This window comes from Klebsiella sp. CD33, from assembly GCF_051992865.1.
GTDB classification, from domain to species: Bacteria; Pseudomonadota; Gammaproteobacteria; order Enterobacterales; family Enterobacteriaceae; genus Klebsiella; species Klebsiella pneumoniae.
Map to the genome: position 1 here is coordinate 5,014,607 of NZ_CP197023.1, position 15,482 is coordinate 5,030,088.

At 58.1% G+C, this 15,482-nt stretch carries 16 protein-coding genes; 4 read left to right on the forward strand and 12 right to left on the reverse strand.

The features are described from left to right. Positions 1-50 precede the first annotated feature (50 nt). Positions 51-851 carry a sugar/pyridoxal phosphate phosphatase YigL gene (gene yigL, locus ACR809_RS24510; RefSeq protein ID WP_004146466.1) on the reverse strand — a complete coding sequence of 267 codons (801 nt, stop codon included), beginning with the start codon at positions 849-851 and terminating at the stop codon, positions 51-53. Positions 852-895: 44 nt separating this feature from the next. Then, the gene (gene pldB / locus ACR809_RS24515) at positions 896-1,888 is read right to left on the reverse strand and encodes a lysophospholipase L2 (RefSeq protein ID WP_002883412.1); all 993 of its coding nucleotides are present in this window, start codon (positions 1,886-1,888) and stop codon (positions 896-898) included. A 109-nt stretch (positions 1,889-1,997) separates the two neighbouring features. Here pldB and rhtB point away from each other — a divergent pair, with 109 nt between their 5' ends. After that, complete coding sequence (gene rhtB / locus ACR809_RS24520; protein WP_122051620.1) at positions 1,998-2,618, forward strand: homoserine/homoserine lactone efflux protein; 621 nt, start codon at positions 1,998-2,000, stop codon at positions 2,616-2,618. Between the two features lie 162 nt (positions 2,619-2,780). Beyond that, positions 2,781-3,689 (forward strand): Rpn family recombination-promoting nuclease/putative transposase, encoded by a 909-nt coding sequence (locus tag ACR809_RS24525; protein WP_023317407.1) that lies wholly within the window; start codon positions 2,781-2,783, stop codon positions 3,687-3,689. A gap of 44 nt (positions 3,690-3,733) precedes the next feature. On the opposite strand, the gene rhtC is transcribed toward ACR809_RS24525, so the two are convergent. From rhtC to pldA, 3 genes are all read right to left on the reverse strand, one after another. Next, entirely contained in the window at positions 3,734-4,354 is a 621-nt protein-coding gene (gene rhtC, locus ACR809_RS24530) for a threonine export protein RhtC (protein ID WP_004152056.1), read from the reverse strand. A 61-nt stretch (positions 4,355-4,415) separates the two neighbouring features. Next, positions 4,416-6,242, reverse strand: coding sequence for an ATP-dependent DNA helicase RecQ (gene recQ / locus ACR809_RS24535; RefSeq protein ID WP_122051621.1), 1,827 nt, complete (start codon positions 6,240-6,242; stop codon positions 4,416-4,418). A gap of 67 nt (positions 6,243-6,309) precedes the next feature. Beyond that, positions 6,310-7,170, reverse strand: a complete 861-nt coding sequence (pldA, locus tag ACR809_RS24540) for a phospholipase A (RefSeq protein WP_002883408.1) — start codon at positions 7,168-7,170, stop codon at positions 6,310-6,312. A 152-nt stretch (positions 7,171-7,322) separates the two neighbouring features. Between pldA and yigI the strand changes: the two genes are divergently transcribed. Both yigI and rarD read left to right on the forward strand, forming a co-directional pair. After that, on the forward strand, positions 7,323-7,787 hold the full coding sequence (gene yigI, locus ACR809_RS24545; protein ID WP_002883404.1) for an acyl-CoA thioesterase YigI: 465 nt from the start codon (positions 7,323-7,325) through the stop codon (positions 7,785-7,787). A gap of 48 nt (positions 7,788-7,835) precedes the next feature. Next, positions 7,836-8,729, forward strand: coding sequence for an EamA family transporter RarD (gene rarD / locus ACR809_RS24550; protein ID WP_002883402.1), 894 nt, complete (start codon positions 7,836-7,838; stop codon positions 8,727-8,729). Positions 8,730-8,772: 43 nt separating this feature from the next. Here the strand turns inward: rarD and corA are convergent, their stop codons facing one another. The 7 genes from corA to dapF form a co-directional block, all read right to left on the reverse strand. Further along, entirely contained in the window at positions 8,773-9,723 is a 951-nt protein-coding gene (gene corA, locus ACR809_RS24555; RefSeq protein ID WP_002883400.1) for a magnesium/cobalt transporter CorA, read from the reverse strand. A gap of 150 nt (positions 9,724-9,873) precedes the next feature. Then, entirely contained in the window at positions 9,874-9,930 is a 57-nt protein-coding gene (gene ysgD, locus ACR809_RS24560; RefSeq protein WP_349815745.1) for a YsgD/CorL family protein, read from the reverse strand. A gap of 148 nt (positions 9,931-10,078) precedes the next feature. Then, a complete protein-coding gene (gene uvrD, locus ACR809_RS24565; protein ID WP_002883398.1) occupies positions 10,079-12,241 on the reverse strand; it encodes a DNA helicase II in 2,163 nt (720 codons plus the stop codon). 63 nt (positions 12,242-12,304) lie between these two features. Further along, a complete protein-coding gene (yigB, locus tag ACR809_RS24570) occupies positions 12,305-13,021 on the reverse strand; it encodes a 5-amino-6-(5-phospho-D-ribitylamino)uracil phosphatase YigB (protein ID WP_004146477.1) in 717 nt (238 codons plus the stop codon). Beyond that, complete coding sequence (gene xerC, locus ACR809_RS24575) at positions 13,021-13,923, reverse strand: tyrosine recombinase XerC (RefSeq protein ID WP_002883396.1); 903 nt, start codon at positions 13,921-13,923, stop codon at positions 13,021-13,023. The genes yigB and xerC overlap by 1 nt, the downstream gene beginning before the upstream one ends. Further along, on the reverse strand, positions 13,920-14,627 hold the full coding sequence (locus tag ACR809_RS24580) for a DUF484 domain-containing protein (RefSeq protein ID WP_122051622.1): 708 nt from the start codon (positions 14,625-14,627) through the stop codon (positions 13,920-13,922). Before ACR809_RS24580 ends, xerC begins: the two co-directional genes overlap by 4 nt. Continuing rightward, entirely contained in the window at positions 14,624-15,448 is an 825-nt protein-coding gene (gene dapF, locus ACR809_RS24585) for a diaminopimelate epimerase (protein ID WP_002883394.1), read from the reverse strand. The genes ACR809_RS24580 and dapF overlap by 4 nt, the downstream gene beginning before the upstream one ends. Between the last annotated feature and the right edge of the window lie 34 nt (positions 15,449-15,482).

The window sequence follows — 15,482 nt, forward strand, 5'->3', positions numbered from 1 at the left end:
GAAGAGTCAGGTTGACGACTGGACACTTGTTCGCCAGTCGTCAATCTTTTTCAGTCGAGGTATAGCTTACGCAGGTAGTGCGGGACAGCATCGTCGGCGTTACTGCCGATCACTTCCAGTTCCGGATGCAGATCCTTCAGCCGCTGGTGGGCGTTGGCCATGATGCAGCCTTTGCCAGCCATCGACAGCATCTCAGCGTCGTTCATACCGTCGCCGAAGGCGATGCAATCGGAAAGAGTGTAGCCGAGCATCTTCGCCACCGCCTCCAGCGCATGCCCCTTCGATACCCCACCCGCCATGACTTCCAGGCAGGTTAAGGTGGAGAAGCTGACGTTCACCCGATCGCCCCAGCGGGCGTTCATCGCCTGCTCCAGCGGCAGCAGATGCTCATGATCCTCGCAGGTAAAGAATACTTTGCTGATCCCCTGCGGATCCAGTTCGCCCGGCTCATACAGCTTGTAGTTAAACACCGCCTCCTTGAAGAAGCGCATCTCTTCCGGACGATGGCGGTTCATATACCACTCGTCTTCCCGATAAACGTTAGTGACGATTTTCGGGTCGTTACGCACGATCTCAAACAGGTCGGCGGCAATATCGCGATCGAGGTTATGGGCAAAGATTTGCTGACCATCGCTATCGTGAACGCGGGCGCCGTTAGAGGTGATCATGTACGACCGGATGCCGAGATTATCGCGGATTTGCCCGACGTCGATGTAGTGACGGCCGGTGGCGAAGACGAAATTGATCCCACGGGCGGTAAGTAGCTTCAGCGTCTCTTTGGCATACGGGGTCAGGAAATGATCGGGGGAAAGCAGCGTGCCGTCTAAATCAGACGCAACAACCTGGTACATAAAAAAGTTAACCTCTAAGCAGGGCGACGAGCGTTATCGTCGGATTAAGTATGTCGATTGAAAAACTCGACGATGGCATTGAGCGCGACTGAGCGCATAGCGTCCTTTTCAAAAAGGATCTCATGATATGCCCCTTCAATGACGAGCGGCTTACCGCCCTCACAGGGATGGCCGGCAGCGGCCCGTAATTCGCAATAGCGGTCGTGCATCAGATTATCGACCACCCGCTCCTCCTCCGCCTGTAAAAGCAGCGTCGGGGCGGTATCTTTTTCCACATTCGCCAGCACTTCGTCGCCGGCCAGCATGCCCTCACGCACCCAGTGCCAGGTCGGACCGCCGACCTGCAGCCGCGGCTCATCGGCATAGAAGCGCAGGTTGCGACGATAGCGTTGCCGACTGTGCGTCAGCACGTTAACGGCAAAAGGCAGCGCCCGCCAGCGCCCGGTGCCGATGGCATACTCTTCGCGAATGCGCTGATGGCCCTCAGCCCAGTCGAGAATATGGCGCACCATCCAGTCCGGCAGCCGAATGATAATCCCGAACATCGGCGCGCAGAGCGCTATTGCATCGCAATGCGCCCGGTAACGTTGCAGAAAAAGCGTGGCAATCGCTCCGCCCATAGAATGGGCAAGGATAAACCGTTTTCGCCAGTGTCCAGGAACCACCTGCTGCTGCCAGAGCGCGGCCAGGTCATCAACATAGTCGCTGAAGTTAACCACGTGTCCGCGGTGGGTATCTGAGAGCAGGCGGCCCGAGCGTCCCTGCCCGCGATGGTCAATGATCATCACGTCAAAGCCGCAGTGAAAGAGATCGTAGGCCACTTCAGCATACTTCACGTAGCTTTCAATGCGCCCGGGGCAAATCAACACCAGACGATCGTTATGTTGCGCGCAAAAGCGGACAAAGCGTACCGGTACATCGTCGACGCCTTTAAATTCAGCTTCTTCGCGCTGTCGCCAGAAATCCGTCAGCGGCCCCATGCTAAAGGCCGCAAACGCGTTTTCTCGTGTTTCCCAGTCCTTTTTCTGCCCAAACATCGGGTTTACACCCCTGTTAACCGCTGAAAATCGTTTTTTTACCGTGTATCACACAATGCTGACACAATAGCGTATTGTGGCATAAAAACAGACAATCAGGGAGTTTCTCATGACCATTGAGTGGTGGTTCGCCTACCTGCTGACATCAATTATTCTCAGCCTGTCGCCGGGTTCCGGAGCGATTAATACCATGACCACCTCCATTAACCACGGATACCGCGGCGCGGCGGCGTCGATTGCCGGCTTGCAGACCGGGCTGGTTATTCATATCGTGCTGGTTGGCGTTGGTCTCGGCACTCTCTTCTCCCGCTCGGTGCTGGCCTTTGAGGTGCTGAAATGGGCCGGCGCCGCCTACCTGATCTGGCTGGGTATCCAGCAATGGCGGGCGGCAGGGGCGATCGACCTGAATACGCTGGCGAAGGCGCAGACGCGCGGCAAACTGTTCCAGCGCGCGGTGTTCGTAAATCTCACCAATCCCAAAAGCATTGTTTTTCTGGCCGCCCTGTTTCCGCAGTTTATCCTGCCGCACCAGCCGCAGGTGATGCAATATCTCGTTCTGGGCGTCACCACCATCGTCGTCGATATCATTGTGATGATTGGCTATGCGACCCTGGCGCAGCGCATTTCCGCATGGATCAAAGAGCCAAAGCAGATGAAGGCGTTGAACAAAGTCTTTGGTTCACTGTTTATGCTGGTCGGGGCGCTGCTCGCCTCCGCCCGCCATGCCTGAATCATGGAATCTCGCTCGCAAAGAGAGGTTCGCCAGGTGAACGACGCTTTCTCTCTGCGCGAGCCGGCGCGCAAAGTGGGTAATTAATTTTTTTGCCCGCTGTCGGCGCTGAACCCGCCATGTCAGGATGCCGCCAGATACGTGATTCACGGATGAACGGCAATGGCGGAAACGGCGACCCCTCATGATGCAGTATTTAAAACTTTTCTCTCACGGGTAGAGACGGCGCGCGATTTTATCGAGCTCCACCTGCCTCCGTCGTTAACACAGATCTGCAAACTGGACACCCTGCGTCTGGAATCCGGCAGCTTTCTTGAAGACGATCTCAGGCCTTACTACAGCGATATCCTTTATTCGCTGGAAACCACCCGCGGTGCGGGCTATGTCCATGTTCTGATCGAGCACCAGAGCGCACCCGATAAGCTGATGGCCTTTCGCTTGATGCGCTATGCCATCGCCGCCATGCAGCGGCACCTGGAGAGCGGCCATAAAACGCTGCCTCTGGTTATCCCTATTCTCTTCTATCAGGGACGACGCAGCCCCTATCCCTGGTCGATGCGCTGGCTGGATAATTTTGCCGATCCTGAGACCGCCAGCCAGCTCTATAGCGGGGCGTTTCCGCTGGTCGATATCACGGTGATCCCCGACGACGACATCATGCAGCACCGCAGCATGGCAGCCCTGACGCTGGTGCAAAAGCACATCCGCCAGCGCGATATGGCGCAATTGCTGGATAAGTTGACCCACCTCTTAATGCTGGAGCAGATGAGCGGACAACAAATCACCGTATTGGTAAACTATATGGCTCAGGCAGGGGATGCCGAAGATACTCGGACACTCTTGTACGGGCTGGCACAGCGCGTGCCGCAGCATGGAGGATTACTGATGACGCTGGCGGAAACATGGCTTGCAGAAGGTATGGAGAAAGGCGTACAGCAAGGCATAAAAGAAGGGAAACACCAGGCTCTGGTGCAGGTTGCCGAAGCGATGCGCAATCGCGGTATTGATGACCAGGCGATTATGGAAATGACCGGTCTGTCTGAAGACGAGCTGCAGCGGCTTCGCCACTGATACTTTCCCACCCGGAAACAACCGGGTGGGAAACAGCATGCCGGTTAACGCGAGATAATCAGGTGGATGCCGAAGCCCGCAAACAGCGTACCGGCGATACCGTCGATCCACTTCGCCATCCGCTGATAGCCGCGGCGCATCCCCGGCAGGGCGAACAGGCTGGCAACCACCATAAACCAGGCCAGCGTCTCAACGATAATCAGCAGGAAAATGCCCCAGCGCGCGCCGGCGCCGACGCTGTCACCCACGAACAGCGAAAACACCGAGCCGAAGTAGATAATCGCTTTCGGATTCGCCAGATTGGTCAGCAATCCCTTCACGAAGCTGCGTCCGCTGCGGGCCAGCTCCACCTGCGGCTCCGCCGAGGCCACCTTCTCTTTTTTCAGCGCGCCACGCAGCATCTGGTAGCCCATCCAGCATAGATACAGGCCCCCGCCGACCATTATAATGTTATGCAGCCACGCCATACGGGCGAGGATCAGGTTCAGGCCGAGCAGCGCCACTCCCGCCCAGACCATGACGCCGCAGGTGATCCCCAGCACACCCATCATCGCCTCTCTTCGCGAGCGGCTGATGGCCGTTTGTGAGACAAAGAAAAAGTCCGGCCCCGGGCTCATCAGCGCAATGATATGCACCAGCGCCACGGTGAGGAAAAGCATCAGCATAGTTAACTCGCAGGAAAATAATGAAGAGAGAAACTATTCTGGCACTTTTTCAGCCAGCTGACTACTCATCGTCGCCATCAACATGCGCCCGGATCAGCGCCATAAACGGCTTCCCGAAACGCTCGAGCTTGCGTGTCCCCACGCCGTTGACGCTGAGCATTTCGCCGGCGGTCAGCGGCGATTGTTCGGCCATCTCGATAAGCGTCGCGTCGTTAAAGACCACATATGGCGGGATGTTCTCTTCGTCGGCGATCGCTTTACGTAATTTGCGCAGCTTGGCGAACAGTTTACGGTCGTAATTGCCGCCAAAGGATTTCTGCATCGCCTTTGGCTTCAGCGCCACGATACGCGGCACGGCGAGCTGCAGCGGCACTTCGCCACGCAGCACCGGTCGCGCGGCTTCGGTCAGCTGCAGCGCGGAGTGCTGGGCGATATTCTGCGTCACCAGCCCAAGGTGGATCAGCTGGCGGATCACGCTCACCCAGTGCTCGTGACTTTGCTCCCGGCCGATACCGTAAACCGGCAGCTTATCGTGGCCCATCTCTCGGATGCGCTGGTTGTTGGCCCCGCGCAGGACCTCCACCACGTAACCCATTCCGAAGCGTTGATTGACCCGGTAAATCGTTGAAAGCGCCTTGCGGGCGTCCATTAAGCCATCGTACTGCTTTGGCGGGTCAAGACAGATATCGCAGTTGCCGCACGGCTCCTGATGCCCTTCGCCAAAATAGTTCAGCAGCACCAGACGGCGACAGGTCTGCGCTTCGGCAAACGCCCCCATCGCATTCAGCTTATGCCGTTCGATATCCTGTAGCGGCCCGGCGGGTTTTTCTTCCAGACAGCGGCGCAGCCACGCCATATCCGCCGGATCGTAAAACAGCATCGCTTCCGCCGGCAGACCATCACGCCCGGCGCGGCCGGTCTCCTGATAGTAGGATTCTATATTGCGCGGAATATCAAAATGCACCACAAAGCGGACGTTCGGCTTGTTAATGCCCATCCCGAAGGCCACCGTCGCCACCACGATCTGCAGATCGTCGCGCTGGAATTTCTCCTGCACCTCGGCGCGCACGTCGTTTTCCAGACCGGCATGGTAAGCCGCCGCGCTAATACCGCGGCTTTGCAGCCTGGCGGCGGTGTCTTCCACTTTCGAACGGCTGTTGCAGTAGATAATGCCCGATTTGCCGCGCTGATCCTGAACGTAGCGCATCAGCTGATCGAGCGGCTTGAATTTCTCCATCAGCATATAGCGGATGTTTGGACGGTCGAAGCTGCTGACCTGAATCAGCGGATCGTTAAGCCCCAGCAGGCGGACGATATCGCGGCGGGTGGTATCATCGGCGGTGGCGGTCAACGCCATAAACGGGATCTGCGGCATCCGCTGACGCAGCTGGCCCAGCGCGGCATATTCCGGACGGAAGTCATGGCCCCATTGCGAGATACAGTGCGCCTCGTCTACCGCCAGCATCGCCAGGTTCCAGTTCGCCAGATGCTCAAGAAAGTTATCCAGCATCAGCCGTTCCGGCGCGATATACAGCAGACGAACCTGCCCGCTGCGGCAGCCGGCCATCACCTCCTGCTGCTGCTCACGGCTTTGCGTCGAGTTCAGACAAGCCGCCGCCACGCCGTTGGCCAGCAGCTGATCGACCTGGTCCTTCATCAGCGAGATCAGCGGTGAGACCACGACCGTCAGACCGCCCATGACCAGCGCCGGCACCTGATAGCACAGCGACTTGCCGCCACCGGTCGGCATGACCACCAGGCAGTCCCGGCCTTCGAGCGCCGTCTCGATAATCGTTTCCTGGCCAGGACGGAACTGCTGGTAGCCGAAGGTCTCTTGTAAAACCTGCTTAGCCAGCGATTCCTGATTTAATACTTCCGCCTGTGCCACGTTGACCCCATTTGCCTGAAAAGAAAACAGGCGCTATTTTCAGCGCCTGCGAGCCAGAGTGCAACGATTAAAACAGATCGTTGAGCATTAGCCCGACGCCGACGCGCGTTTGGTTAAAGTTATAGTCGATAAGCGACTCGCCATAGCCGCTGTAGATCTGCGTATAGGCGCGAACATGTTTGGTAATGGGATAGCTCACGCCAAGTTCCGCCCCGCCGTAGCCGGTGTTCCAGTTGTATTGCCCCTGCGCACTGAGGATCGCCTCTCCCAGCTGGTAGCCCACCTTCAGCCGGTAATAGCCCATATATTTGGTGATATCCGGGTTATCATCGGTGTTGCCCACCACATACCATGGCTTCACTTCCACCAGCCAGTTACCGTTTTGCGCCATCAGGCGGGCATAAAGCCGATTCCAGCTGCGCGAGGTGGGGTCGGAACGCCCATTCGAGTCGTGGTTATACCCCATCTCGATATCGCGCAGCGTCCAGCCGGCAAACTGGTAGTCGGTCGCAAAGCCCAAAAACAGCTGGGGTTCATAATTGGTTTCGCGAAACGGCGCCGACTCTTTGCTGTTAGAGAGCTGCCACCAGGATTTCTGGGTATAGGACGCGCCCAGCAGCGAATTATCGCCCAGGATACCGCGCCACAGCGGGAACGCCAGGCTTAGCTGAAACTTCACTTCATCTTTACGGGCATTTTCGGCCCAGTCATAGCTGCGGATCGCCTCTTTATTGAGGTCGCTGGTCCACGTATAGAGCAGATAGTTGCTCTCATAAGGGTAGAGCAGGAAAGGATTATCATGGTCCTGGAGCAGGTTGGCGATAATGCTGCCGCGCACTGCCGGTTTGTCGTGTACCGACGCGTCCTGCGCCATAACACCGGCCGGTAGCGCGCACAGCGCCACCAGGCAGGCCAAAGAGATACGCATGCTGGTCTCCTGAAAAATAGTTTTTATTTTTGTTTAACCTGAAGCCATTCTACCTGTTTATTAATCACCTGCCCCCTAATCCGCTCCGAAAGTGGAAATCAATATTTTAGAAGCATAAAATCAACATTTTATTAACGAATGGAACCGGTGTTATGTCTGAACTTACTGCCGAAGCAGCCCTGAAACTGGTAGGGGAGATTTTCGTCTATCACATGCCGTTTAACCGCGCCCTCGGTCTCGAACTGGAACGCTACGAAAAAGCGTTTGCCCAGCTTAGCTTTAATAATCAGCCGATGATGGTCGGCAACTGGGCGCAAAGCATTCTGCATGGCGGGGTGATCGCCTCCGCGCTGGACGTTGCCGCTGGCCTGGTCTGCGTCGGCAGTACCCTTACCCGCCATGACACCATCAACGAAGAAGAGTTGCGCCAACGGCTTTCCCGTATGGGAACCATCGACCTGCGCGTGGACTACCTGCGTCCGGGCCGCGGCGAACGTTTTACCGCCACCAGCACCCTGCTGCGCGCCGGCAATAAAGTGGCGGTTGCCCGCGTGGAACTGCATAACGAAGCTCAGGTCTATATTGCCAGCGCAACGGCCACCTATATGGTGGGTTGATTGGCCAAAATCGAGTAACATCACTCTCTTTGGCAATGGATTTTACCGATGGATGCGAAACAGACGCGGTTGGGGATCATTCTGGCCCTCGCCGCCTACTTTATCTGGGGTATCGCGCCAGCGTACTTCAAACTTATCTACTATGTTCCCGCCGATGAAATTCTAACCCATCGCGTGATCTGGTCTTTCTTCTTCATGGTGGCGCTCATCAGCGTCAGCCGCCAGTGGCCACAGGTGAAAAAGCTGCTGAAAACGCCGCGCAAGATCTTCCTGCTGGCGCTCTCGGCAGTGCTGGTCGGCGGTAACTGGCTGTTGTTCATCTGGGCGGTGAATAACCACCATATGCTGGAAGCCAGCCTCGGCTACTTTATCAACCCGCTGGTGAATATTTTGTTGGGGATGATTTTCCTCGGCGAACGCTTTCGTCGTCTGCAGTGGCTGGCGGTGATCCTCGCCTTTTGCGGCGTGCTGGTCCAGCTGTGGACCTTTGGTTCGCTGCCGATAATCGGTCTTGGGCTGGCTTTCAGTTTTGCCTTTTACGGCCTGGTGCGAAAGAAAATTGCTGTCGATGCGCAAACCGGCATGCTGGTGGAAACGCTGTGGCTGCTGCCGGTGGCGGCAATCTGGTTGTTCGGCATCACCGACAGCCCGACCAGCCATATGGGCGAGAACCCCTGGTCGCTCAATCTGCTGCTGATGGCCGCGGGCGTGGTGACCACCATCCCTTTGCTGTGCTTTACCGGGGCGGCAACGCGTCTGCGGCTCTCCACGCTGGGCTTTTTCCAGTACATCGGCCCAACGCTGATGTTCCTGCTGGCGGTGACGTTCTACGGCGAAGTGCCGGGCAAGGATAAAATGGTGACCTTTGGCTTTATCTGGGTCGCGCTGGCGGTGTTTATCGTCGATGCGCTGTATACCCAACGCCGGTTGCGCAGAGGCTAAGCCTGCATCAGCCAGTAAAGAAGGGAGCCGACGCTCCCTTTTTTTACAGCCAGTTTTTACGCTTGAAGTAGAGATATGGCGCCAGGCCGGCCAACATCATAAACACGATGGCTCCCGGATAACCAAAGCTCCAATGCAGCTCCGGCATAAATTCAAAGTTCATCCCGTAGCTGGAGGCCACCAGAGTTGGCGGCAGGAATACCACCGAGACCACCGAGAAGATCTTGATAATGCGGTTCTGCTCGATATTGATAAAACCCATCGCCGCCTGCATCAGGAAGTTCACCTTCTGGAACAGCGATTCGTTGTGCGGCAGCAGAGATTCGATATCGCGCAGGATCTCCCGCGCCTGCTCCAGCTGGCCCGCCGGCAGGCGCGCCTTGCGCACGAGGAAGTTCAGCGCGCGCTGGGTATCCATCAGACAGAGGCGCACCTTCCAGCCGATATCTTCCAGTTCCGCCAGCGTCGACAGCGCTTCGTCGTACTCGTCGCCCTGATGGCCTTCCATAATGACGCGGCTCAGCTTTTCCAGGTCGCTGTAGATGTTTTCAATTTCATCCGCCAGCTGCTCGATTTTGGTCTCGAACAGGTCGAGCAGCAGTTCGTAGGCGTTGCCGTCGACCAGCGTCTGGTTACGCACGCGCATACGGTAGAGGCGGAAAGCGGGTAGTTCGCGCTCGCGCAGTGTGAACAGGCGGCCTTCGCGGATGGTAAACGCCACGGTAGAGTTGCCGGCGTGATCGTCGGCATCTTCAAAAAAGAAGAACGAGTGGATGTGTAACCCGTCTTCATCTTCAAAGAAACGCGCGGAGGCTTCGATATCTTCCAGTTCCGGGCGCGTCGCCAGGTTTTGACCCAGTTCCGTCTGCACGCGGCTTCGCTCATCGTCGTCAGGCTCGACCAGATCGACCCACACCGAGCTGGCGAGGTGTTTGATCTCATCGGCTTCCAGGCGCGTTAAACGATTGTTTTCCAGTTGAAATGCGCTCAGCATGACCGGGACTCCCAATGCAAAAAAATTATCGGACAGTTCGGTGGGCACACAGAAACAAATTGGGTTTCAGACCATTAAGCCTGACTCAGCGCGACGGGAATGGGGCAGGTCGCTGACAACCGCTAAGGCTATCAGCATAAGAGGATAGCCTTAGGAGTTGTTCCTGAATGACAGGAAGTTGAGCCAGCATCTACTGGGTGTGTCCAAGGCGAATGTCCTCTTAGCGTAATCGTGCGCGCATGTTACGCCAGCGCAAAATCGGCGTCAACACGCAACGGAACGCGAAAGCGCAAATCAGGCGCCTTAACGTATAAAGGTAGCAGAATATTACAAAATAATGATATTTTTCTTAAAGTTACACTGCCTCCAGCCGGGCGTAAGCCGCCACCAGCCATTTGATTCCCTGGCCCTGAAAAGCCACCTGCAGTCGGCTGTGCTCGCCGCTGCCTTCGAGGTTGACAATAGTGCCTTCGCCAAACTTCGGATGCCGTACGCGCTGGCCTAACTTGTAGCCGGTATCGCTCTCGGCAATCGGCGCGCCCAGTCGCTGATGGTTTACCGGGCGGCTCACCGTGGCTCGCAGACGCACTTCTTCTACGCACTCCTGCGGCAGCTCGCCGATAAAGCGCGACGGGCGGTGATAAACCTCTTTCCCGTACAGACGGCGGGTTTCCGCATAGGTCAGCGTCAGCTTCTGCATGGCGCGCGTTACGCCGACGTAGGCCAGGCGACGCTCCTCCTCCAGGCGGCCGCCTTCATCTAGGGCCATCTGGCTCGGGAACATCCCTTCTTCGACGCCGACGATGAACACCTGCGGGAACTCCAGCCCTTTCGCCGAGTGCAGGGTCATCAGCTGAACCGCGTCCTGCCAGGTGTCCGCCTGCCCCTCGCCCGCTTCCAGCGCGGCGTGGGAGAGGAACGCCTGCAGCGGCATCAGATCTTCATCTTCTTCGTTGTAGCTGAACTGGCGCGTCGCCGTCACCAGCTCCTCTAAGTTTTCAATACGGGTCTGGCCCTTCTCGCCTTTCTCCTGCTCGTACATCGCGCGCAGGCCGGAGTCTTTAATCACCCGATCGGTCTGAACGTGCAGCGGCATATCGGTGGTCTCCTGCGCCAGCGCGTCAATCAGTTCCATAAAGCGCTGCAGGGCGCTGGCGGCGCGACCGGCCAGCGCTTTTTCTTTCAATAGCTCGCGACTGGCCTGCCACAGCGTCAGCTGGCGATCGCGCGACGTCTGGCGCACCACGTCCAGCGTGCGGTCGCCAATGCCGCGGGTCGGCGTATTAACCACTCGCTCGAACGCCGCGTCGTCGTTGCGGTTGGCGATAAGGCGCAGGTAAGAGAGCGCGTCTTTGATTTCCTGACGCTCGAAGAAGCGCATGCCGCCGTAGATACGGTACGGCATGCTGGCCTGCAGGAGGGCCTCTTCCAGCACGCGCGACTGGGCGTTACTGCGATAGAGAATGGCGCATTGCTCCAGCGCACCGCCGTTCTCCTGCCAGGTTTTAATTCGGTTCACCACAAAGCGCGCTTCGTCGAGATCGTTGAAGGCGCAGTACAGCGAAATCGGCTCGCCGTCGGCGCCGTCGGTCCACAGCTTTTTGCCCAGCCGACCGTTGTTGTTTTCAATCAGGGCGTTGGCAGCGCTGAGAATATTGCTGGTCGAGCGATAGTTCTGCTCCAGGCGGATGGTTTCCGCGCCGGGGAAGTCGTTAAGGAAGCGCTGAATGTTCTCGACCTGCGCGCCGCGCCAGCCATAGATAGACTGATCGTCATCGCCGACGATCATCACCTTGCCGGTATCGCCCGCCAGCAGGCGGATCCAGGCGTACTGAATGTTGTTGGTATCCTGGAATTCATCGACGAGAATATTGGTGAAGCGCTCGCGGTAGTGCTGCAGGATATGCGGTTTGTTCAGCCACAGCTCGTGGGCGCGCAGCAGCAGCTCGGCGAAGTCCACCAGCCCGGCGCGGTCGCAGGCTTCCTGATAGGCCTGATAGACCTTCTGCCAGGTCTGCTCGACCGGATTGCCGTAGCTCTGAATATGATGCGGGCGCAGCCCTTCATCTTTCTGGCTGTTGATGTACCACATCGCCTGGCGCGGCGGCCACTGTTTCTCATCGAGGTTCATCGCCTTAATCAGACGCTTCAGCAGACGCAGCTGGTCTTCGCTGTCGAGGATTTGGAAGTCCTGCGGCAGGTTGGCATCCAGATGGTGCGCGCGCAGCAAACGGTGCGCCAGGCCGTGGAAGGTGCCCACCCACATGCCGCCCTGGGTGGTGCCCATCAGCTGGCCGATACGGTGACGCATCTCCGCCGCCGCTTTGTTGGTAAAGGTCACCGCCATAATGGAATACGGGGAACAGTTCTCCACGCTCAGCAGCCAGGCGATACGGTGCACCAGAACGCGCGTCTTACCACTGCCCGCCCCTGCCAGAACCAGCATATTGGTGCGCGAGGCCGCTACGGCTTCACGCTGTTTGTCATTAAGGCTGTCGAGCAGGTAAGAAACGTCCATTGGCACCGCCGGAAGAGAAGGGGTTCCACGAACCCCTGTTAATATATACAGAGTGACTGGTGATTATATCAGCGAGGTCAGAGATGCCAACCGTGAAATTTCAATATGCGGCAGCAGGCGGCTGTCCGCGGTGTGCATCAGGTCCGCGCCTTGCGGTTTGATCCAGCAGGCCTGCATCCCACAGCGAATAGCGCCGGCCACGTCGGTAGTCAGATCATCGCCGACGTGCAGAATCTGCCCGAGCGGCACATTCAGACGCTCCGCCGCAAGGTGGTACATGTCGGCAAACGGCTTGGAGCGGCCATCCGGTCCGGCGCGCAGCACGAAGCGGAAATAGTCGCTCAGACCGAACAGTTCCGGGCGGGCGTTGCCATTGGTAATGGCCACCAGCGGCCACTTCTCCGCCAGCTTCGCCAGCGTATCGTGGGTCTCCTGCGGAACATCGACGCGGCTGCGCCAGTGAGCGAAGTGTTCCATCGCCGCATCGGCCCCCGCTTTCGCCGCTTCGGCGGAGAGCCCGGCATTACGCATACCTAACTCCAGCGCACGGTGGCGCCAGACGGTCACGTCATGATAAATCTCAGGTTCAGCAGCCAGCAGCGTCTGACGCAGCTGATTAAGCTCATGGGCGTCGAACTGGCTGAGCGAAGGATGGTAGCTGCGCACAAAGGCCAGCGACTCGTGCATCGTCCGGTCAATCACCGGGCGGTTATCGTAAAGGGTATCGTCCAGGTCAAACGTCAGCGCGGAAATCTGGCCCAGAGGTCGGTAAAAACGCATTATTTCCCCCGTTTAGCGCGCGGATGCGCGGCATCGTACACCGAGGCAAGGTGTTGAAAATCAAGATGGGTATAGATTTGGGTGGTGGAGAGGTTAGCATGCCCCAGCAGCTCCTGCACGCCGCGCAGATCGCCGCTCGACTCCAGCATATGGGTGGCAAAGGAGTGGCGCAGCTTGTGCGGGTGCACATGGCTGTTCAGCCCCTGCTTAATGCCCCACTCGGCGAATCGCTTCTGTACGTTGCGCGCCGAAATACGTTTGCCCAGCTTCGACAAAAACAGCGCGTCGTCGTCGGTACCGAACAGGCCGCGCAAATCCAGCCAGTGCTCAATCCATGCCACCGCGTTGCGACCGATCGGCAAACGACGCTCCTTACTGCCTTTGCCCATCACCCAGACCTCACCGCTTTCGAGATCGAGGTGTTTGATATCCAGGTTGACCAGTTCGGACAAACGCAATCCCGCGCCGTACATCACCTCCAGCATCGCCCGATCGCGCACCGCCAGCGGATCGTTGAGATCGATATCCAGCAGTCGATTGACGTCATCGACGTCAATATTTTTTGGCAGGTGGCGGGGAATTTTCGGCGCGGCAATCCCCTTCGCCGGATTGGCGCTGAGCTCGCCCTGGCCGACCAGCCAGTCGAAGAAACTGCGCAGCGCCGACAGGCGAAGCGCCAGGCTTGCCGGGCCTAACCCCGCGCGGCGACTACGCACCGCAAAGCTTCGCACCTGAGCGGCATCGCACTGCGACCAGCTTTTCAGGCCCGCCTCATCCGCCAGGGCGATCAGCGCGTCCAGCTGTCGCTGGTAATTCAGTAACGTGATCGGGCTGAGCTGGCGTTCAACGCCAAGATGGCGAAGAAAGCGGGCGACGGCGGAGAAGAGAGGAGAATCGGTCATGCGCGTTGAATCCAGCGCTCCAGCAGGCCGGGCAGCATCTGGGCAATCTCCTGCAACAGCTGCGTCCCCTGCCCTGGCTGATAATGCTGCGCATCGCGGCTGCTGAAGAGCATCACCCCCGGGGCATTATCGCCCCCCAGCAGCGATATCGCCACAGACCCAATGGCCTTCGCCTCCGGCAGCACCACCAGCAGCTCCGGGCCGTTCAGCGGTCCAAGATAGTGGCGCGCCTGGCCCAGACGTTGAATACGGATCGGCTCAAACGCCTGCCGGTTTAATGCCAGATGGGTAAACTTCGAGGGCGCGCCGAGGCGCCAGCAGTCAGGAAACAGGCGCACCGTGGCGCCCGCCAGCCCCAGCTCGCGTGCCCAGCGGTGAAGGCGGTTGAGCATATCGTCGAGGCTCTCCGCCGCCGCCAGCCGCGTTTGCAGCTGCAGCAGACGCTGGAACAGGCTTTCATTAGCGACCGCCTGCTCCATCAGCAGCGACATATTCTCTTCCAGCACATGAATATGGTTACGCGCCCGCATCATGTGCCACTCCACCAGCGAAATCGTACCGCGTACCGGATGCGGGACGCGGAGATGTTCGACCTGGGCGGCATTACGAATAAAAAATTCAGGATGTTGCAACAGATAGTCCACCACTGCGCGATCGTTCAACGCGCTGGCAACCTCCTGCTGTTCTTCCCCGATTGGTTTCATAAATGAATAAATCCATCATAGACATGGGCCGCCGGGCCGGTCATAAACAGCGGCTGGCCCGGGCCTTTCCAGGCGATATCAAGACGACCGCCGGGTAATTCCACGCGTACCGTTTCCGCCAGCAGCCCCTGCTGGATCCCCACCGCCACCGCGGCGCAAGCGCCGCTGCCGCAGGCCTGGGTTTCCCCCGCGCCGCGTTCGTAGACGCGCAGACGGATATGAGACCGACCGACCACCTGCATAAAGCCGATATTGGCGCGCTCCGGAAAACGCTCATGGCTTTCCATCACCGGGCCGAGAGTTTCCACCGCCGCCGTATCCACATCATCAACCTGGATGACGCAGTGCGGATTTCCCATGGACACCACGCCGCACAATACTGTCTGCTCGGCGGCACGCATGATATAGGTCTTTTCCGCTTTGTTGGCGCGGAACGGCACCTGGGACGGCTCGAAGTTGGGCTCGCCCATGTTCACCCGCACCAGATCGTCTTCCGTTACGCTTAATACCATACGCCCGTTGGCCGTACTCACGCGGATATCACGTTTATTGGTCAGGCCTTTCAGCCGGACGAAGCGGGCAAAACAGCGCGCGCCGTTGCCGCACTGCGACACTTCGCTGCCGTCGGCGTTAAAGATCCGGTAGTGGAAATCCAGATCCGGATCGTAGGGCGGTTCGACGACCAATAGCTGATCGAACCCGACGCCAAGGTGGCGATCCGCCAGGCGGCGAATCAGCTCCGGCGAGAAAAAAACATTCTGCGTTACCGCGTCAACGACCATAAAATCGTTGCCAAGGCCATGCATTTTAGAGAACTGCATCATCTACTCCAGTTGCGCGGAACAGAACGTTATC